The organism is Brenneria goodwinii (genome assembly GCF_002291445.1).
GTDB lineage: Bacteria > Pseudomonadota > Gammaproteobacteria > Enterobacterales > Enterobacteriaceae > Brenneria > Brenneria goodwinii.
The window spans coordinates 4,082,891-4,102,302 of the sequence record NZ_CP014137.1 but is presented as its reverse complement, the minus strand read 5'-3'; the positions used below and the strand labels follow the sequence as shown (position 1 = coordinate 4,102,302).

At 53.7% G+C, this 19,412-nt stretch carries 15 protein-coding genes; 7 read left to right on the top strand and 8 right to left on the bottom strand.

Features of this window, described 5'->3' with window-relative positions:
* Nucleotides 1-246: 246 nt before the first annotated feature.
* The 7 genes from ACN28R_RS18225 (at nt 247) to ACN28R_RS18195 (ending at nt 7,192) form a co-directional block, all read left to right on the top strand.
* Nucleotides 247-1,113, top strand: coding sequence for a MurR/RpiR family transcriptional regulator (locus tag ACN28R_RS18225; RefSeq protein WP_095835136.1), 867 nt, complete (start codon nt 247-249; stop codon nt 1,111-1,113).
* A gap of 14 nt (nt 1,114-1,127) precedes the next feature.
* Nucleotides 1,128-1,706 (top strand): D-alanyl-D-alanine dipeptidase, encoded by a 579-nt coding sequence (gene ddpX, locus ACN28R_RS18220; protein ID WP_095835135.1) that lies wholly within the window; start codon nt 1,128-1,130, stop codon nt 1,704-1,706.
* Between the two features lie 27 nt (nt 1,707-1,733).
* The gene (locus ACN28R_RS18215; protein WP_095835134.1) at nt 1,734-3,296 is read left to right on the top strand and encodes an ABC transporter substrate-binding protein; all 1,563 of its coding nucleotides are present in this window, start codon (nt 1,734-1,736) and stop codon (nt 3,294-3,296) included.
* Between the two features lie 63 nt (nt 3,297-3,359).
* Nucleotides 3,360-4,382 (top strand): ABC transporter permease, encoded by a 1,023-nt coding sequence (locus ACN28R_RS18210; RefSeq protein WP_048636705.1) that lies wholly within the window; start codon nt 3,360-3,362, stop codon nt 4,380-4,382.
* Entirely contained in the window at nt 4,379-5,272 is an 894-nt protein-coding gene (gene ddpC / locus ACN28R_RS18205) for a D,D-dipeptide ABC transporter permease (protein ID WP_048636704.1), read from the top strand. The genes ACN28R_RS18210 and ddpC overlap by 4 nt, the downstream gene beginning before the upstream one ends.
* Nucleotides 5,272-6,258 carry an ABC transporter ATP-binding protein gene (locus ACN28R_RS18200; protein ID WP_048636703.1) on the top strand — a complete coding sequence of 329 codons (987 nt, stop codon included), beginning with the start codon at nt 5,272-5,274 and terminating at the stop codon, nt 6,256-6,258. Before ddpC ends, ACN28R_RS18200 begins: the two co-directional genes overlap by 1 nt.
* Nucleotides 6,251-7,192 (top strand): ABC transporter ATP-binding protein, encoded by a 942-nt coding sequence (locus ACN28R_RS18195; RefSeq protein ID WP_095835133.1) that lies wholly within the window; start codon nt 6,251-6,253, stop codon nt 7,190-7,192. Before ACN28R_RS18200 ends, ACN28R_RS18195 begins: the two co-directional genes overlap by 8 nt.
* Nucleotides 7,193-7,320: 128 nt before the next feature.
* Here ACN28R_RS18195 and ACN28R_RS18190 read toward each other — a convergent pair whose 3' ends face one another.
* The 8 genes from ACN28R_RS18190 to ACN28R_RS18155 form a co-directional block, all read right to left on the bottom strand.
* Entirely contained in the window at nt 7,321-9,252 is a 1,932-nt protein-coding gene (locus ACN28R_RS18190) for an oxidoreductase (protein WP_095835132.1), read from the bottom strand.
* Nucleotides 9,253-9,651: 399 nt separating this feature from the next.
* Nucleotides 9,652-10,086: a type II toxin-antitoxin system HicB family antitoxin gene (locus ACN28R_RS18185; RefSeq protein ID WP_048636700.1), complete on the bottom strand. Its 435-nt coding sequence runs from the start codon at nt 10,084-10,086 to the stop codon at nt 9,652-9,654.
* Between the two features lie 353 nt (nt 10,087-10,439).
* The gene (locus tag ACN28R_RS18180; protein ID WP_095835131.1) at nt 10,440-10,808 is read right to left on the bottom strand and encodes a hypothetical protein; all 369 of its coding nucleotides are present in this window, start codon (nt 10,806-10,808) and stop codon (nt 10,440-10,442) included.
* A complete protein-coding gene (locus ACN28R_RS18175; RefSeq protein WP_220701751.1) occupies nt 10,789-11,505 on the bottom strand; it encodes a deaminase domain-containing protein in 717 nt (238 codons plus the stop codon). The genes ACN28R_RS18180 and ACN28R_RS18175 overlap by 20 nt, the downstream gene beginning before the upstream one ends.
* A gap of 54 nt (nt 11,506-11,559) precedes the next feature.
* On the bottom strand, nt 11,560-11,949 hold the full coding sequence (locus tag ACN28R_RS18170) for a hypothetical protein (RefSeq protein ID WP_095835130.1): 390 nt from the start codon (nt 11,947-11,949) through the stop codon (nt 11,560-11,562).
* A 51-nt stretch (nt 11,950-12,000) separates the two neighbouring features.
* A complete protein-coding gene (locus ACN28R_RS18165) occupies nt 12,001-12,510 on the bottom strand; it encodes a DUF2247 family protein (protein WP_095835129.1) in 510 nt (169 codons plus the stop codon).
* A 1-nt stretch (nt 12,511) separates the two neighbouring features.
* Entirely contained in the window at nt 12,512-17,692 is a 5,181-nt protein-coding gene (locus ACN28R_RS18160; protein WP_095835128.1) for a DUF637 domain-containing protein, read from the bottom strand.
* A gap of 39 nt (nt 17,693-17,731) precedes the next feature.
* Nucleotides 17,732-19,378, bottom strand: coding sequence for a ShlB/FhaC/HecB family hemolysin secretion/activation protein (locus ACN28R_RS18155; protein ID WP_236840152.1), 1,647 nt, complete (start codon nt 19,376-19,378; stop codon nt 17,732-17,734).
* Nucleotides 19,379-19,412 lie beyond the last annotated feature (34 nt).

Genomic DNA, 19,412 nt, shown 5'->3' with positions numbered 1-19,412 from the left:
GGCCGTTTCCTGACGGATGCAGATGGCTAATTCGCGAAAATGCTTAGCCAGTTATTAGTTTGCACCATAATTGATCGTCCGCGCACAATTTTTGCGCTTTTCTTCCCTTCTTCTTTCTCCCTTTATTTCTCCAACGTACCGCCAGCGTGCCCTTTTCGCCTCTGATCAAACCTGGCACGCACCCTGCATTGTTATTTGCATAACATCATTTGGATAAATGACAGATAAATAACATCGGGGCGCAAGATGGCGGAGAAAACGGAATTAATCGCAAGAATTGAAGCGAGTTTTAGCCAGCAAACACCAAGCGGCAAGCGTATTGCCGGTTGGCTGCTCACGCATATCGATCAGATTCCGTTTGAAACCGCGGATAGCATCGCCAAAGCGACGGGGACCAGCGGTATCACCGTGGGCCGCTATTTACGCAAATTGGGCTATCGCAACCTGGAAGATGCCAAAAGCAGTTTGCGCACTGCGCCGGACATTCCTTATAAACCCTGGGGTGTGATTGACCGCCTCGATTCATGGCGGCAGCAGCACGGGTTATCAGACCGTTTTTCCCAGTCGCTGCAGCTTGAACTGGATGCCATCGCCAAGGTTTATCAGTTAGCCCAGAGCGAGACCTTCGCCCGGGTCAGCCAGCAGCTGGCCGAGGCGGAAGCGGTATTTGTTTTGGGCATCCAGTCCACGCGCGGTATCGCCAACGCGTTTTTCAGCCATCTGGAGTATCTGCGTCCGCGCGTCAGCTATGTCGATGGCCTATCGGGCACCTGGGTGGAGTCGCTTAACTCGGAATTTGAACGGCCCTATCTGGTGGTTACCGATACGCGCGCGTATTCCGCGGTGGCTCGCCAGTATTGCCGGGCCGCCAGCGAGCGCAATCTGCCGCTGGCGCTGGTTACCGATATCTGGTGTCCGTGGGCGCGGGATTACCCCATGGATTTATTACAGGTGCATACCGATACCGGTCATTTTTGGGATTCACTGGCGCCGCTTAGCTGCTTATTTAACCTGCTGCTTTCGGCCGTCGTGGAGCGGCTCGGCGAACGTTTGGAGTCGCGTTTGGCGTTAAACCGCCGGCTGCAACAGGAATTTGGGCAATTTGAACATTAAACAAGGTCTGTTATATGACGCAAGAAATTGAATTGGTTGATGTTTGTTCTGCAATGCCGCAGGTGCGCATCGATATGAAGTATGCAACGCCGGATAATATTACGGGCCAGACTATTTACAGCGAAAATCGCTGTTTGCTGCATCCCAAGGCCGCCAGCGCTTTGATGCGCAGCGTGGACATCGCCGCGCTGGCGGGGGTCAGGTTATTGATTTACGACGCCTATCGCCCAAAGAAAGCGCAAGAGTATCTGTGGCTGGCCTGTCCGGATCCGAAGTATGTGGTGGAGGTCTCGTTAGGCTCCAATCACAGCCGCGGCACCGCCGTTGATGTCACGCTGATCGACGAAAACGGTCAGGTTCTGGATATGGGCACCGGCTTTGATGAGATGAATGAACGTTCTCACCCTTACCATCCGGATGTGCCGCCTGCGGCGCAACGTAATCGTCTGCTGCTGAACGCCATCATGTTCGGCGGCGGTTTTATCGGTATCGCCAGTGAATGGTGGCACTTCGAACTGCCCGACTCTACGGCCTACCCGCTGTTAAGCGATCGCTTTAGCTGCATCGCCCCGCAAAACGTCACCACCCCTTAACTTACTTTTGAAACCAGGAGCACTGTCATGAAGATAACGACTACCGCAGTTTCATTGTTTCGACCGGCGTTGATCGCCGCGGCGATTGCCATGAGTATCACGCCAGTCCTGGCGGCGGTGCCAAAGGATATGTTGGTGATTGGCAAGGCTGCCGATCCGCAGACGCTCGATCCGGCGGTCACCATTGATAATAACGACTGGACGGTCACTTATCCCGCCTATCAGCGCCTGGTGCAGTATAAAACGGAAAATGGCAAAGGCTCCACGGAGGTGGAAGGCGATTTGGCGGAAAGCTGGCAGGCTTCCGACGATCAGAAAGTCTGGACCTTTACGCTGAAAAACGATGCCAAATTCGCTGATGGCACGCCGGTCACGGCGGAGGCGGTCAAGTTCTCGTTCGAGCGTTTGCTGAAGATTGGACAAGGGCCGTCGGAGGCTTATCCGAAGGATTTAAACGTCGAAGTGGTTGATCCTCTAACGGTGCGTTTTACCCTTAGTTCGCCTTTTTCTCCGTTCCTTTACACGTTGGCTAACGATGGCGCCGCGATAATTAATCCCGCGGTAATGAAAGAGCACGGCGCCGATGACGCCAAAGGCTGGCTGGCGGAGAACACCGCCGGTTCCGGCCCGTATATGTTGCAGCGCTGGCAGAAAGGGCAGCAGCTGGTTCTGGTTCCCAATCCGCACTACCACGGCGCGAAACCGGCCTTTAAACGCGTCTCCGTGAAGATCATCGGCGAGAGCGCGTCCCGCCGTTTGCAGCTTTCCCGCGGCGATATTGATATTGCCGAATCGCTGCCGGTCGATCAGCTGGCGGCGTTGAAGAAAGAGGGGAACGTCGCCGTCGATGAATATCCGTCGTTGCGCGTGACCTATCTCTATCTCAACAACGGCAAGGCGCCGCTAAATCAGGTCGATCTGCGCCGCGCCGTCTCCTGGTCAACCGATTATCAGGGCATGGTGAACGGTCTCCTTGGCGGCAACGGCAAACAGATGCGCGGCCCGATCCCCGAAGGGATGTGGGGCTACGACGCGCAAGCCATGCAGTACAGCTTCGACCCGGAAAAAGCGAAAGCCGCCTATGACAAGGTTGCCGAGAAACCATCCGGCCTGACATTCCTCTATTCGGACAGCGATGCCAACTGGGAGCCGATCGCCATCTCCACCCAGGCGAGTCTCAAAACCCTGGGCATCGACGTCAAGCTGGAGAAATTGGCCAACGCCACCATGCGCGATCGCGTCGGCAAGGGGGATTACGACATCGCCATCGGCAACTGGAGCCCTGACTTCGCCGATCCCTATATGTTTATGAACTACTGGTTCGAGTCCGATAAGAAAGGCCTGCCGGGCAACCGCTCTTTTTATGACAACAAAACCGTCGACGATTTGCTGAAAAAAGCCGTTTCTACGGCGGATCAGGCCGAGCGCACCAAAGACTATCAGGCGGCGCAGAAGATCGTCATCGATGAGGCCGCCTACGTCTATCTGTTCCAGAAAAACTATCAGGTCGCGATGAACAAAGAGGTAAAAGGCTTTGTTTTCAATCCGATGTTGGAGCAGGTGTTTAACGTCGCGACGATGAGCAAATAAGAAGATAAGCAACACTTTTATTAAGGGCCGCGGCTGGCCCTGTTCTTTGACTGGGGGCTTGATATGACCTTCTGGAGCATTTTACGGCAGCGCTGTTGGGGACTCATACTGGTGGTGGCCGGGGTTTGCGTCATCACCTTTATTATTTCCCACCTGATCCCCGGCGATCCGGCGCGATTGCTGGCCGGGGATCGCGCCAGCGACGAGATCGTGCAGCACATCCGCCAGCAACTGGGGTTGGATCAGCCGCTGTATGTTCAGTTTTACCGCTATGTCGGCGATTTACTGCATGGCGACCTGGGAACCTCCATTCGCACCGGCCGTCCGGTGCTGGACGATTTACGCGCGTTCTTTCCCGCAACGTTGGAACTGGCCTTTTGCGCCCTGCTGCTGGCGCTGATGCTGGGCGTGCCGCTCGGCGTGCTATCGGCGGTGTATCGCAACCGCTGGCTCGATCATCTGGTGCGTTTACTGGCGATCACCGGGATCTCTACCCCTGCGTTTTGGCTGGGGCTGGGCGTCATTGTGCTGTTTTACGGACACCTTAATTTGCTGCCCGGCGGCGGACGACTGGATGACTGGCTCGACCCGCCGCGGCATGTGACGGGCTTTTATACCATCGACTCGCTGCTGGAGGGGAACGGGGAAGCGTTCTGGAACAGCCTGCAGCATTTGATTTTACCCGCGCTGACGCTGGCGTTCGTGCATCTGGGGATTGTGGCGCGGCAAATTCGTTCCGCCATGCTGGAGCAGCTCAGCGAAGATTATATTCGCACCGCGCGCGCCAGCGGCCTGCCCGCCTGGCGCGTCATCCTCGGCTATGCGTTGCCCAATGCGCTGATCCCGTCTGTAACCGTGCTGGGGCTGGCCCTGGGCGACCTGCTGTATGGCGCGGTACTGACGGAAACCGTCTTCTCCTGGCCCGGAATGGGCGCTTATGTGGTGTCGTCGATTCAGTCGCTTGATTTTCCTGCGGTTATGGGGTTCGCGGTGGTGGTTTCACTGGCGTATGTGGTGGTTAATTTGGTGGTGGATCTGCTCTATTTATGGATCGATCCCCGCATTGGACGTGGAGGGGCGCAATGATGTCAATCAACGAAACTATTGCCGCGCCGCGCAAAAGCGAATGGCGACAGCGCTGGGGTAAACGCTTCTGGCTGTTGAAAAGCAGCCCGCTGACGCTGATCGGCGGCGTCATTATGCTGGTTATGCTGCTGATGATGATCTTCTCGCCGTGGTTAACGCCGCTGGACCCCAACGCCATCGATCTGGCGGCCCGTTTGCAACCGCCCTCGGCGCAGCACTGGTTCGGCACGGACGAAGTCGGGCGCGATCTGTTCAGCCGCGTATTGGTCGGCAGCCAGCAGTCGGTGGCCGCGGGTCTGGCGGTGGTGTTGTTCTCCGGCATTATCGGTTCGCTGCTGGGCTGCTTTTCCGGCGTATTGGGCGGCTGGGCCGACGCGTTGATTATGCGCATCATGGACATCATGCTGTCGATTCCCTCGCTGGTATTGACCATGGCGCTGGCGGCCGCGCTGGGGCCGAGCCTGTTTAACGCGATGCTGGCGATCGCCATCGTGCGCATTCCCTTTTATGTCCGCCTGGCGCGCGGACAAACTCTGGTGGTGCGTCAGTTGGCCTATGTCCAGGCGGCAAGAATTTTTGGCGCCACGCGCTGGCATCTGATTAGCTGGCACGTTCTGCGCAATGCGCTGCCGCCGCTGATTGTGCAGGCGTCGCTGGATATCGGCACCGCCATACTGATGGCCGCCACGCTGGGGTTTATCGGTCTTGGCGCGCAGCAGCCGACGGCGGAGTGGGGCGCGATGGTCGCCAACGGCCGTAACTATGTGCTCGACCAGTGGTGGTATTGCACCTTCCCCGGCCTGGCGATTTTGATTACCGCCGTCGGATTTAACCTGTTTGGCGATGGCCTGCGTGACCTGCTCGACCCGAAAAGCGGAGGGAGACACTAATGCGTGACGACGTTCTGAATATCGATAATTTACAGCTGAGCTTCCCGGTGTATAACGGCCAGGTCAGCGCGCTGAACGAGGTTTCACTGCAGGTGAAACGCGGCGAGATTGTCGGCGTGGTGGGGGAGTCCGGCTCCGGTAAGTCGGTGACGGCGATGCTGGCGATGCGTTTGCTGCCGCCCAACAGCTATCTCATCAACGGCGGCAGTCTTACCGTTCTCGGTCAGGATGTGCTGAACGCCAGCGAGAAACAGATGCGGCGACTGCGCGGCGCAAAAGTGGCGATGATCTTTCAGGAGCCGATGACGGCGCTGAATCCCACGCGGCGTATCGGACAGCAGATGACCGACGTGATCCGCCAGCACCAGCCCCTTACCCGCAAAGCGGCGGGTGAAAAGGCCATCAGCCTGCTGAATGAAATGCAGATTTCCGATGCCGCCAGGGTGATGGAGCGCTACCCCTTTGAACTGTCGGGCGGCATGCGCCAGCGGGTGGTGATCGCGCTGGCCTTCTCCTGCGACCCGGAGCTGATTATCGCCGATGAGCCGACCACTGCGCTGGATGTCACCGTGCAGCGGCAGGTGCTGCGTCTGCTGCAGCAGAAAGCGCGCGCCAGCGGTACGTCGGTGCTGTTTATCAGCCATGACATGGCGGTGGTGTCTCAGCTTTGCGATCGGCTGTATGTGATGTACGCCGGCAGGGTGGTAGAGTGCGGCGCCACGCGGGATGTGATTAAACATCCCGTCCATCCCTACTCCATTGGCCTGCTGCGCTGTGCGCCGGAAGAAGCGGCGCCGCGCGCGCCGCTGCCCGCTATTCCGGGCACCGTGCCTAATCTGGCGTCTTTGCCGGTCGGCTGCGCTTTCCGTGATCGCTGTTTTGCCGCCGATGCGCGCTGCGGGCAGCTACCCGCATTAACGTCCTGCGGCGCCGGTGAACAACTCGCCGCCTGCTGGCATCCGCAACGGGAGGCGGAACATGTCTGATATTTTGCTTGAACTACAGGATGTTCACGTCAATTTCCCCGCCCGGAAAAACTGGCGCGGCAAAGTCACCGAACAGGTGCATGCGCTAAACGGTCTGGATTTGCGCATTGTTCGCGGGGAAACGCTGGGCATTGTGGGCGAGTCCGGCTGCGGTAAAAGCACGCTGGCCCAGTTACTGATGGGCATGTTGGCGCCCGCCGCCGGCAAGTGTTCCCGCGCCCGCAGTCCGACCTCATGGCTGGGCAGCGGTATGCAGATGGTATTTCAGGATCCGCTTTCCTCGCTGGATCCGCGTTTACCCGTCTGGCGCATTATTACCGAACCGGTCTGGCTACAGAAACACAATAGCGAACGCGAACGCCGTGAATTAGCGGTGGAGTTGGCGGAACTGGTGGGTATTCGCTCGGAATATTTGGATCGGTTGCCGCATGCTTTTTCCGGCGGTCAGCGCCAGCGAATTTCCATTGCCCGCGCGCTCTCGTCGCAGCCCGATATCATCGTGCTGGATGAGCCGACGTCGGCGCTGGATATTTCCGTTCAGGCGCAAATTCTCAATCTGTTGGTGAAGTTGCAGCGGCAGCGCGAACTAACCTATGTGCTGATTTCGCACAATGTATCGGTGGTGCGTCATATGAGCGACCGCGTCGCGGTGATGTATCTGGGGCAAATTGTCGAATTGGGCGATGCTCAGCAGGTGCTCTGCGCGCCCAAACACCCTTACACCAAACTGTTGCTTGATTCGGTGCCGCGCGTGGACAGTTCGCTGGACGGCGAGGTAGAGGATCGAAAAGGCGAACTGCCGGGCAACCGCGTGTTGCCGCAGGGCTGTTTTTTCCGCGAGCGCTGCCCGCAGGCGACGGCCGGATGCGAGCGGCGACAGCCGATGCAGTCGACGGCGCAGGGCATTGAGGTTCGCTGCTGGCGAGCCGGTTGACAAGCGACAAGGTGGTTTACCACCGAGTGTTATTGCCCGTTTTACTATCAGGCCGTCGGCTAAAACTGCGGCGACGGGGCGAACGGTCATTCGCCCCGTTATGATTGCCGGGATTTTAACGTGCGGCGTTAAACCACCGCCATACCGGCGTCAAATCCTTCGCGGATGGCCACCAGCGCATTGCTGGTTTTCACCGCCCCGCCGATTACCGCAACATTTTCGCCGTATTCAGCTAGCTGTTTCGCCAGTTGGTTAACGGGAATATAGCCCAGCGCCAGCACTACGGTGTCCGCTGCGATATTCATGCGTCCTTGCTGATTTTCAACCACCACATGCTGTTCGGTGATTTCGGCGACCGTGGTATTCAGATATTGCTTAACGTTGAATTCATCGAGCAGCTTTAAGACGTGTAATTTACTCACGCCGTCCAACTCCTGTAGGAGATTATCCCGCATTTCAATAATGGCGACGTTCTTTTGCTGCATGGCAAGGTGCGCTGCCGTTTCTCCGCCCACTTCGCCGCCGCCGGCGATGACAATGTTGTTTCCGGTGGTCACGTTGCCCAATAACACATCCTCCGCTAGAACAACGTGAGGCAGATTGACGCCTTTAATCGGCGGGATAGCCGGTTTGCCGCCGGTCGCCACAATCACGGCGTCGGGTTTCTCCTGCCGGATTATCTCTTCTGTCAGCTCGGTATTGCATTTTATGGTCACGTTCAGCTTTTCCAACTCCTCAATCATCCATGAGGTATAGGTCGCCAACTCGCCTTTACCGGGAGGGTAGGCCGCAGAAAGAAATTGTCCGCCTGGCTGGCTGCGCTTTTCAAACAGCGTCACGCGGTGGCCACGCATCGCGGCGGCCCTTGCGGCCTCCATCCCGCCCGGCCCGCCGCCGGCGACGAAAACGTTTTTGGGCATTGCGGTTTGGCTGTAGTCCAGAACGCCTTCCCTTCCCAGCGACGGATTGACCAGACATTTCAGCGGCTCGCCCAGATATAGACTACCGGTACAGCCCTGCATACATCCGATGCAGTAGCGAATCGACGTCAGTTCGCCGGCTTTGGCCTTGCGGGGTAAATGCGGGTCGGCCAGCGAACCCCGTCCCATGCCGACAAAGTCGGCTTTCCCCATCGTCAGCAGGGTATCCGCCATTCTTGGATCGTTGATGCGATTAGCGGTAATTACCGGAATGTTCACCAGTTTTTTTATTTCTTCCGCCAACGGCGCCGTCCAGGCATGGCCGACATACATGGGGGATACGGTGCCGTATTTATTGTGATCGCCGTAAGCGCCGACGGATACGTCCAGCGCATCCAGCCCCCATTCTTCAAATAGCTGCGCCAACACCCGCGCTTCGGAGATATCGCGGCCGCCAAGAAAGCCCTCGTCGGCGGAAAAGCGCACGATCACCGGGAAGTCCGGCCCGACGTTACGCCGAACTTCCTGATAGATTTCCTTTAAAAACCGTACCCGGTTTTCCAGGCAGCCGCCGTACTTATCGACGCGCTTATTGGCATAGGGAGAGAGAAACTCGGCGATCAGATAGCCGTGAGCCGCGTGAATTTCGACGCCGTCAAAACCCGCCTGCTTGACCCGCCGCGCGCACCGGCCGAAATCTTTGACCAATTGCTGAATTTCCGTCGTCGATAGTTCACGCGGCATCTCTCTTAGCCACGGACAGGGAATGGCGGAAGGCGCGACCGGCTGCATTCCGCCGTTGACGGCGCGGCAGCTCTGCCGGCCCGCATGATAGATTTGGGCGAAAATCTTGCTTTCATAGCGATGCACGGTATCCGTTAATTTTCTGTGGCTCGCTATCTGGTCGTCGTGCCATAAGCCGGCAATGTATTGATATCCCATCGCATGCTGGTTGACCGCATAGTCTTCGGTGATAATTAATCCCCAGCCGCCTTTCGCCTTCTCCTCGTGGTAGGCGATATACCGATCGGAGGCGGTGCCGTCGGAATGACAGTAGTTGGCCACCATTGCGGTAACAATCAATCGGTTGGGGATAACGCACTGATTTATTTTCTTAGGCTCAAATAAAGTTTTAAACATGATATTTGCTCCAGTAATGTTAATTAACAGCGTTTAATTTATTTTTAGTATTCGATCAGTATAGCGAGATATAGATGTTTTATTTTGTGACTCAATTCATGAAAATTATTTTGAAATATTGCGGGTTATATCTGGGGAAAAGGTTTAAATTAATAATTATTTTACAGGTTACTAATTTTTATTGTTCTGCAATGTTTTTAACCTATCGTGCCACAGATGAATGAGTTTATTCCATTTCATGAGCGAAAACCGTAAACTCGTTGAGAATACGGTTTTTTCGCTCTGTTTATACGCTTTTTTAATGAGTTTAAATAATAAAAATAGAAAACGCGGTAATGCATGAAAATAATAGTTAATTTACCAGGTATAATCTGTTTTTATTACATTATATCCAATAGATTAAGCATCTAGTTCTGCAACGGAAACAGAAACTTCATAGCCGAGTAAATATAAAGCCTGCTCTAATGTTTCAATTTTTGACGCATGGTTCACATCCAATAGGCGGTCTATCTGCGGTCCTTTCTGATTAAGCTTGCGAGCCAAATCCGCTTTTCGCGTACCGGTCTGGATCATTGCGTTATGCAACGCCGCTTTCAGGTTGACCAATACGGGAAGGTGGATACGTATTTCGTCGTGCTGCAACGCTGACGGCTGCGGAATCGGTATCCTTGCATCAATATATTCTCCAATAATTTCTGTTAACCAACGGGCCGCTTCCAGAACGATATCCTCTTCTGTGAATGCGGTGGATGTTAAGTTTTTGAAATCTCTATAAAGAATTTCATACTGTCCTGAGTCTTCATCAAAACTCACCAATGCCGGGTAATTGAACATATAACACCTTCGATTTATTGAAACCGGTAACAGAATATCATGAAAGTTATGTAACACAACATTTTTGTTGTTTTTTTGATTGACAGAGGAGGAGGTCTCCGGTTGGCGTGTCGTGACGATGAACCGCCAGATGCTCTGTGCAGCGCCGAACTGGCTCCAGACCTCTGTCAAATCGCTACCTAAAATCGACATATGGGGTCAGCGGGTGGAACTGATAGCCGACTGCTCGGCGGCGCGTTGTGCGGTTTTGTTCCATCGATCGCTAACTTTCTGCCGCCATTAATGGCATAAGGCTGTACGTAATAAAGCCCAACGGATAGTTGGGCTTTGCCGAGACATAAAAGGGAAATGGATCAAATCAATTTTAATAAAGACATGTCATAAATAAGATCCTGTCTTTCCTCTTCACTGATGTCAGCAATAAGCTCATCGAGTTTGTGCTCTGACAGCATATCTTTGATATCTTTCCTGAGGTTTTTTTCTACTTGTTCCGGTCCTCTTCCAGCCATAAGAACCAATGTGAGAACATTAAGCATCAAGTTTTCTATCTCTAATTCATAAGCGTTTTCAAATTGATAGTAAGCATAGCCTATCTCTGATTCATGTTCGCTCCACCCTTCACCTCGACGATTAAATGAGTCAAGCTTGTTTCTACAATAGATATAATAATATCTTAAAAAAGAATCCCTTATTTCGTCATAGCTAATTCTTTCGTAGCTCATTTCTTTGCTCCAGGTCTAAGCATAACACCATTATTATCAAGTACATCCACTTTGATGCCCGGATATTTTGTTGAAATTGTTCTACCACTCCCAAGCAACTTCCGCAGGCTGGGCGCTCTGTAAAAATGGTCACAGCTCCTTTAGTTGACACGTTACTACCTAGTTTGTCTGAAAGATTATCCAATATTTTATATTCAGAGTCCGTATTTCTGGCTATTGGGATTCCTTTATTATTTGGTATCTCCTGGTATTTGAAGTTCTCACTTCCTTTACCAACTAAACCTTTTCCAGGTACATTCACACCACTGTGTGCAGCCAGTGTTTTCGGCATACCAGGAATATTAATATATGCGACAGCGACATTGCCACTACGTTTGGGATCCGAAGATAAACCAGCTCTTAATTCAGTTATCTGTTTTTTAAATGTTGCCGCCTGCTGAATAGTCTTTTCATTAACCAGATAACTTTTCCAGCCAGCTGCTGGGGCGACGAGCTTTGTGGATAAATACTGGTTGCCAACATTCGCTTTTCCCATCCCTGCGAAGGTACTGGCAATCGATACTGTAATTCCCAGCGTTTCGACCGATTCTTTCGACCAGCCGGTGATGGTACTGGCATTTTCAACCCACTGATTACGTGCAAATAGTTGGCTGTCAGAAATACTGTCACCGATCGTATAGGTGAACAACTGCTGCATATCATACCCGGCATAAAGCGGATAATTCCCGGTACGTTGCCGCTCTTTTTGCACTCAGTAGTTGGCGAGCAAGCCATCTTCCGTGTGGGTAGCCGGGTGTTTTTTCATCAGCGTTTCATATTGCTGACGCTCAGCGGAACTTAAAGACTCCTGGGCGACACAGTTAACCTTGCGGCAGGACGCGGCCAGCAGGCGTTCTCCTTTTTTCTTGTCGCCTTTGGCCAGTTCTTTGATTGCCCGTAGTTCGTCGAGATGAAGCTGACGATTGAAACGTTCGACAATTTCATCAGCATTGGCGCCACTGTTTACGCCACTGGTTCTCCCGGTTGCCTGCGTCCCGGCGAAGGCCCCGGCGACACGGCTAATTTGTGCCTGTTGCTCCTGCCAGCCTTCTGTTTTCACCAAATTATCATTGATGATAATCCCGGCCAGTTCCGCCGCCATCGCGCCTGCCGCCGCGCCTTTGACATTGCCGCCGCCAAGGGCGGGGGGTTTTTAATGTTTAAATATGATAGATACTTTTTCTAAATATTCTTCCCAGTTATTCATTAAACGGTTAATGTTTTCCACCCGGGTATGCGCTGATGGGTCATATCCATCTGACGGAGGCATATATTTAACAAAGCCTTCTATTTCACTAGGATAATCAAAATCAGCATAAATATTTTCTATTTCACCCAATGGATCATCAAAATTATTGCGATTACACCAAAGCCAGCTAAGAACAATAAATAGCCATTTTTGTTTAATTATTGAATCATCTTCTTGTTCAACTTCTGAACAAGTTGCCTTTAGAAAAGGTGCTATATGGTCTGTTTGACCAGGTATGATAAATGATAATTCAAGCTCAGTATCGGTGTAATTACCTGTTAACACTATTCCTTCCGCTTTTTTTATCGGTACCTCCGATGTAATGAGGTTATTTTCATAACCCCATTTCACCTCATGCCATGACAAATGAGTTTTTTTATCAATAAAATCAAACGGTATTGGGTATAAATTCATATCATTTTACCTTCGGTGGCCGTTGATTAGGAATGCCAGTAATACTGCCGCTTTCAATGAATCGTTGGTGAGTAACGTTTCCTTTATTATCATAGATATATTCAAATATACCTTTCTTATCATTAAAGGAACCTTCAGCTTGCAGTAATTTTCTTTCTATACCATCACCACCTTTGATAGTGAAAACTTTTCCATCCATCAATTGTTCACGGCTCAAGTAACTAGCACCTCTATGAGTAGGATCTGGCTTCAGTCCACTGCCAATCCGATCTGCTTCAAGAATTTTATTAACAACCGAAGATTTTAATGCTGTTTCAACCATACCAGTGGTTTTCGCAACAATTTTCTCCGTCAGTAGCGCACCGCCTTTGGCGATACCGGCGCCGCCGGCGACCAGACCGGCAATATCCCCGACCAGTTTACCGCCTTCAACACCGGAGTTAAACGCCCCGAAAGGTCCGGCTTTCTGGTATTCATTCTCCATTTTGTTGATACGGTCAATGTATGACTGTTTGACTGCGGAAGTGACGTTGCCTAATACATCGCCGTTGTTAAACAGTGATTTCAATGCGCCCAGTGTCTCGTTGGGATTGAGTCCCAGCGCCAGAAGGGAGCGAACGCTATCAATCAATCCGGAAGAAACGCCGGCTAATATGCCAACGCCGTAAGCGCTTTCCTGCGTAATATCAATAGCATCCCAATTAACGCCGATCTGAACTTTGCATTTCAGGTCGCCTTTGCAGTTGTCAAACTCCTTGTTTCTTTGTGCCTTTTGACTGTCACTCAGATAATTATTCACCACGACGATTTCACCGGCGTTGGCGCCGCTATTGGCGCCGGCAGCTTTATTTGTTGCTATAGCTCCGGCCAACCCGCCGATAAATTTCGCGCTGTTTTGTATTCTGGCGTAACGGGTATCGGGGTCAGTAAAGGTATCGCCCATCACTGCCGTTGCCAGTTCAGCCGCCAGGGCGCCGGCGGCGGCGCCTTTGACATCGCCTTTGCCTATTTCGGCGGCAAGCGCGGAGACGGAGGCGTAACTAAGCGCTTTACTGACGGTATTTTGCACGTAGCCCGACTGATGAATAAGGCCGACGCCCTCGGCATTGATTTGATTACCGACGTTGGCGAGCAGGGCATTGGTGAAATTATCTTTAAAACTGCCGCCGTTGATGGTTGTACCTACGCTGGAATGGATCACCGACTGCCCGGCGACGCGTTGCGCGACCTTGCTCCAGTCACCGTTGCTGAGTACGGGGAGTTTGGCTTTGGCGGGATCGAGGGGGGTGGCGCCGTGGGCGGTTTTATCCCAACCCATCACAGAGTCAAAACCGGACAGCGCGCCGCCAATCACCATTGAGGTGACCAGTGATTTCACCGACTCGCTGCGGCCCATTGCCTGCAATGTTTTGGAGAGATTGCCTTTGTTATCAACCAGCGCCACGGCGGCTTGTGAGGTCAGCGCGGTCATTCCTGAGTAGGCCGCGCCCTGGACAACGGTTGCGGTCATCCCTGCGGTGCCAGTCGCGGTAACCGCGCCGTTAGCAGCCATCGCGGCGAGTCCAGAGCCGGCGGTGACGGCGGCGACGGCAATGGCGATCACCGCGCCGACCACCGGGTTCAGGCTCTGGCTTTTCTGATTCCAGCTACTATAGGCATCCTGTACCGCGTTCCACTGCACATCTTTGCGGGTGTTCAGTCCCTTCATCCATGCCGTGCCCGGCGTGTTGCCCAATGTCAGCAAGGCATTTTGCAGCGAGCGGACGTTTTTGTTTTTGACATCGGCGGTGATACCGGTTGCGGCATCAACCGTCAGTTTGCCGCCGGTGTAAATTTTCGGCAGCAGCCAGGTGTCTTTGGTGTAGCCCTTGTCGGCGTTCTTAATAAAAAAACCTTTCGAGGTGGTAATCGTCTGTTCGAAAGTGGTGTTTTTTACCGCTTTGAAATTGACTTTGCCTTTGGTACTGGTGAGTCTGGCGTTTTTCCCCGCGTTAATTTTGCTGGCTTCATAGGTGCTGTCGTCACGGCTCAGCAGGTTGATATCGCCGCCGGCGGTAAATTCCGTCACTTTGTTGGTGACGTTGTGGCTGATTTGCCTGATGGTTTTCTTCTTGCCGTACCATTTGCGTTTTTTGGTGACTTTCTCGTAGTGGCTGGATTCTTCCATCGCCTGGGCGAACAGATAGCCGCCCTGCGCCGCCACGTCCATCGCGCCTTTGGCCACCAGCCGCGTGGCCTGGAACAGAATGCTGCCCCGGGATAGGACGGTCAGGATGCCGCCGCTGTCCAGCGTAGTGGGCTGCTGGGCGGCGGTTTCAGTAAATGACCGGCCTTCTTCGCGATAAGTGTGATTCCGCACCGACTCGAAGCGCAGGTTGCCGCCTCCGGACACCGTGACGTCGCCGGCGGAGCGCAACGCCGCTCCCTGTGCGGTCATCGCGCCGTTGGCGGAGAGCGTCAGACGCTGTTCCCCCTGCACCAGCGGCGTCATATGGCGGTCGTCCTTGTTGTTGTCGTTTCCGCTGTGGATGGATGAATAGGCCGGCGCCGGCAACAGGATATTCCGTCCGGCCGACAGCACCGTATGCCCTTTGGCGGTGATTTGCGCCGCGCCGGCGGCGATATCCGCGCCGCTGAATACGGACAGGTTATTACCGGCGTTCAGGCAGCTGCTCATCTCCGGTGTGCGCGAGGAAGGGAACAGCGCCGCCAGTGTGTCGGGCAGCGTCCGGGGGCTCAGGTCGACGCCCTGCGCCGCGCTCAGATCGATATCCTTACCGGCCTTGACGTAAGCGCCCTGTAGGGAAAGTGCGCCGCCGGCGTTCAGGGTTATTGAGCCGGTGGCGTCGAACCGGCCGGTGGCGGCCAACTGCTGGTTAAATTTCGCTCGTTCCTGCTCCGCAGTGACAGTTTTTCCGGGCTTTTTGTAGGACAGCAGGGCGTCGCCATTCTCGACGGCGATATTTTTCCCGGCGCTCAGGGCGATATTGCGGCCTGGACTTAGCACAGTATCAAGCAGGAGAATGTCCGTGCCCGCCGTCACCGTCAGGTCGCCGCTGGCGGACAAGGTGGCCAGTCGGCGGGAGCCGTCGGCGTTGAAAAACTGCGGGCCAGTGCTTGTCCGGAACTTTATTTCGCCGTTTCTGGCAGTAAGCGTAACGTCTTTGCCTTGAACTTCACTTTGCCAGGAATTAATGTTATTAACTGCCGCCATTGATAAATGAGTCCCGGCGTATACGCTTCCCTGATCGAACTGTATCAGGTCATTGGCTAAAAGAGTAATATCGCCGCCAGCTCGGATAACTTCGTTATTAGTGATGGTATTGGCATGAAGCAGAATGTTTTTGGCGTTTAGCACATTGGAACGTGGAGGCGCGATAATCTCTTTGGCTTTACTGGTGTCGTATTTTTGTGGAGTTATAATATTGATTGATTTTTTAAAATCCGCAGTCAAACTACGGCCGGCCTGTAGCAATGAAGAATAATAACCGGTCACGGTCCAAGATTCCTGCGGTGCGTCATGGACGTAACCAATTTCTCTATTCGTTCTGCTCCGGCCGGTTACCTTTGCACCCAGCGGAATAGGAGTGGTTCTCTTTGGTGAAAACCTGACATAATCATTTAATTCCCCCGTCACGTCACCGCGCACATTCAGCTCATTGCCGGTTAATATCAAATCTCCAGCAGCTTTGATGGCGCTGACATTATTATTGATATTGGCCGCATTAATATATATGCTGCCGCCCGAAAGGATTTCACCGGGATGGCTGTCAGCGGTAACCAAAAACCTGGACTTTGCGTTGTTCGCAAAGAGCGACGTTTTGAAGTCCAGATGTCCCACCCATTTGAAGTTTTTATCTTCAATGTTTGCTAGATATTCCACCTTGCGCCAATATCCATGGTAGTCAGGGACAAATTCAGTGCCATCGGCCAACCAGCGGTCAAGATCTTTATTATCTGTCGGGGAAATGGTGGCGGTGATGGAAAATTTGTCCCTAACATTCTCCAACTGCCCCGTTCGAATCACCAAATCCCCGAAATTGGTCTTTATCGTCCCGGAACGGTTTTCGACTTTACTGCTCTTATTTCCGGCGGCGTCCTTCTGTATCCACATATTTTTATTAGTATGCATAACGGCCTTGTTGCCGACGTTGCGTACCGTATCGCCAAATATTCGCATATCCCCATTAGAGACGATGCTGCCGTTATTGTTCAGCGTCGCGCTGGACAGCGTCATATCCCGTCCGCTGCGTAGATTAATACCGGCGGCAATATTCGTTTCCCTGGCATCCAGATTTAAATCGGTTTTGGCGCTGGTATTGCCTAACTGGATCTTGCCTTTGGCGCTCAGCGTAATGTCCTGTTGCGTACTGGTCAGGTTGGCGAGATTCGCACCCACCCCTTCTTCAGTGGCGATCAGGCGTATGCGTTCGGCGTACATGCCGCCTAAGGCTTTGCTGTCCACCGCCAGTTGCGGTTTGGCTCCTTCGCCATTGATGGGCGAGATCACTCCCGTTTTCAGGTTTACCCGATTACTACCCTGCGTCAGGCTCAGGTTTTTGGCGTTGATTTTACCGTTCAGTTCGGCGGCGCGGCTGAGAATATCGACGTAATTGGCGCCGCCGCCGTCCAGCCCTTTGCCGCCGATGGTGATGCCGCCTTTTTTAATCTCCAGCGCGTCAAGCGCGCCCTGTTTATCCAGCAGCGGTTTACCGGTGGTGAGCGTGACGGCAGGCGTATTGATAAAGCCGCAGCCATCGCAGGTGATGCCGTTGGGGTTGGCGATCAGCACGTTGGCTTTGTTGCCGAACACTTCCACTTTGCCTTGCAGGTTAGAGCGGGCGGTGCCGGTAACTTCATTGATAATCAACCCCGCGGCTTTGCCTTTAAGATTGGCGTTGGCGCCAAGCTGGCCGGCTAACTGTGATTTACCCGCCGCCGTGCTGTTATTCAACACCGCGCCCGGCGTCCCGACGCTGAAGTCTTTATAGGTATTGTGGGATATGCCTGCCGCGTTCGGCGCGGCAATGTTGACCACCGGAATGTTACCCGTATTTTTGACCTGCGTGCGGGGGTTATCCGGCGTCAAAGCCGCGAATGCCGGGTGTAGCGGCTGCATGGCGGTCAGGTATATCAGCAGATAGCTGAGCCCGCGCGTGGCGCGATTATTGAATTTTTCCATGTGACTTTCCTTGTTTTCCTTTTGCTGTAAGCGATTAACTCAATGAAAAAAAGCGGTGACGGGCAGGGTGATCTGCCAGTAAAGCACGGCGTTATCCGGGTGCAGTTCATCCGGGAAATGCAGCGGCACGCCGAGTGAAATGGATTGATTAGTCCAACGGGAGGCGGCGGATAAACCCAGCGAGGCGCCGGTCATATTGCCGCCGTCCACCTTGCCGGCTTTGCCTGAGATCCATCCGCTGTCTAGGGCGGCGGTGAGGGCCAGATTACCCAACAGCGGCAGAGCGGCGAACTGCCAGTTCAGCTCATTGCGCCAGTAAAGTCCGCGGTTGCCGGTCAGCGTTTGCTCTTTAAAACCCCGCACGGAATACTCTCCGCCGAGGGAAATACGCTCGCTGGGATAGAGGTTGTCGGGCGTGGTTTGCCCATAGGCGGAGGTGAGGAAATACAGCGAGGGCGTCAGCGGATAGAAATAGCTGGCGCTCAGTCCAAATTTACGAAATTCGCTGCGCGGCAGTTCGCTCGCTTCATCTGTATCGTCGGTCGCTCCCCAGGCTCTCAAGCCGTGGCTCAGCGTTGGGTTGAGCGTGATATAGCCGCCCGCTAGCGCGGCGCTGTAGCTGAGGTCGACGCTGGCGCCGCTCAACGTCGGGCTGTTGACGTCAAGGCGTTCTCCCGCCAGCCGATTTTCGGTACGGCGGCGGTTCAGCGCCCCTTCCAACGCCAGTTTTTGTTTACCATCCCGGTACATCGTTCTGTTGACATTGAGCCGATGTGTGTTGCTTTGGCCTGCATAGCGGTAATGCTCATCGCCGATGGGCGTCGGCTGAAAAAATTCATTCCAGGCATACTGGTAGCTGAACGTCCAGTAGCCGTAAGGGACGGAAGTCCCGCCGGACAGGGCGCGGCTGCCGTAGCTGTGACTAAACGCGCTGTCGCGGCTGGCCGTCAGCCACCAGCGATCGGCCAGATGCAGCGGATTATCGATCGCCAGACTGGCGGAAAGTTGTTCCCGGCCGGTGCTTTTCTGCCCGCTGTTGTCGGCGCCGATGGAAAGTTCAACCGGTAATGCGCGGGTTGTGCGTCTGAGTACCGCGATAGAGCTCCCCGGCTGTTTCCCTGGCTGAATATCGATGGTGATTTGTTGAGAAGGCAGGCGATTAAGCTGTTCCATACCTTGTTCTAAATCACGCAGATTGAGGATATGGTCAGCCAGGCTGGGAAAAGCCATTTTTACCGGCAACGGTGTTTCCCCTTCTAACTGGATGGATTCCAATCTGCCTTCGCTGACGCTGATGGTCAGCGTACCGTTGGCGAGGTCCTGTTCCTGCAAATAGGCCTGACTGGTGATGTAGCCGTGGGTGAGATAGCGGTTGGTGGTTTCTCTCACCGCGTTACTAATGGCGGCTAAATCCAGACAACGATCTTGATAACGCTGTTGTAAAGCGGATTTATCGTGAGAAGACAGATGTACCGCGCCGTTAAACGCGATGTTATGGATGGGAAAGCAGGGGCCGTCCGCGTTTACCGGCAAGGCGGCGGGTTCGCCGATCTGCACGGCGTTTTCCAGCGCTTTGCGTTGTTGTTTATTTTGTTCGAGCAGGGCTTTTTGCCGCAGTTCTAACGTATTCCGATCTGCCGGAGTGACGTCATCTATTGCCAGAGATGGGGAGACAACAAATAGCAAGAGGAGACCTAAAAGAGTGCGATGCTTACACAAA

Coding starts and splice junctions, on each gene's coding strand:
- ACN28R_RS18180 (WP_095835131.1), bottom strand. CDS start 10,808: ATGAGCTACGAAAGAATTAGCTATGACGAAATAAGGGATTCTTTTTTA.
- ACN28R_RS18190 (WP_095835132.1), bottom strand. CDS start 9,252: ATGTTTAAAACTTTATTTGAGCCTAAGAAAATAAATCAGTGCGTTATC.
- ACN28R_RS18195 (WP_095835133.1), top strand. CDS start 6,251: ATGTCTGATATTTTGCTTGAACTACAGGATGTTCACGTCAATTTCCCC.
- ACN28R_RS18200 (WP_048636703.1), top strand. CDS start 5,272: ATGCGTGACGACGTTCTGAATATCGATAATTTACAGCTGAGCTTCCCG.
- ACN28R_RS18210 (WP_048636705.1), top strand. CDS start 3,360: ATGACCTTCTGGAGCATTTTACGGCAGCGCTGTTGGGGACTCATACTG.
- ACN28R_RS18175 (WP_220701751.1), bottom strand. CDS start 11,505: ATGCAGCAGTTGTTCACCTATACGATCGGTGACAGTATTTCTGACAGC.
- ACN28R_RS18165 (WP_095835129.1), bottom strand. CDS start 12,510: ATGAATTTATACCCAATACCGTTTGATTTTATTGATAAAAAAACTCAT.
- ACN28R_RS18215 (WP_095835134.1), top strand. CDS start 1,734: ATGAAGATAACGACTACCGCAGTTTCATTGTTTCGACCGGCGTTGATC.
- ddpC (WP_048636704.1), top strand. CDS start 4,379: ATGATGTCAATCAACGAAACTATTGCCGCGCCGCGCAAAAGCGAATGG.
- ACN28R_RS18225 (WP_095835136.1), top strand. CDS start 247: ATGGCGGAGAAAACGGAATTAATCGCAAGAATTGAAGCGAGTTTTAGC.
- ddpX (WP_095835135.1), top strand. CDS start 1,128: ATGACGCAAGAAATTGAATTGGTTGATGTTTGTTCTGCAATGCCGCAG.
- ACN28R_RS18160 (WP_095835128.1), bottom strand. CDS start 17,692: ATGGAAAAATTCAATAATCGCGCCACGCGCGGGCTCAGCTATCTGCTG.
- ACN28R_RS18170 (WP_095835130.1), bottom strand. CDS start 11,949: ATGGCGGCGGAACTGGCCGGGATTATCATCAATGATAATTTGGTGAAA.
- ACN28R_RS18185 (WP_048636700.1), bottom strand. CDS start 10,086: ATGTTCAATTACCCGGCATTGGTGAGTTTTGATGAAGACTCAGGACAG.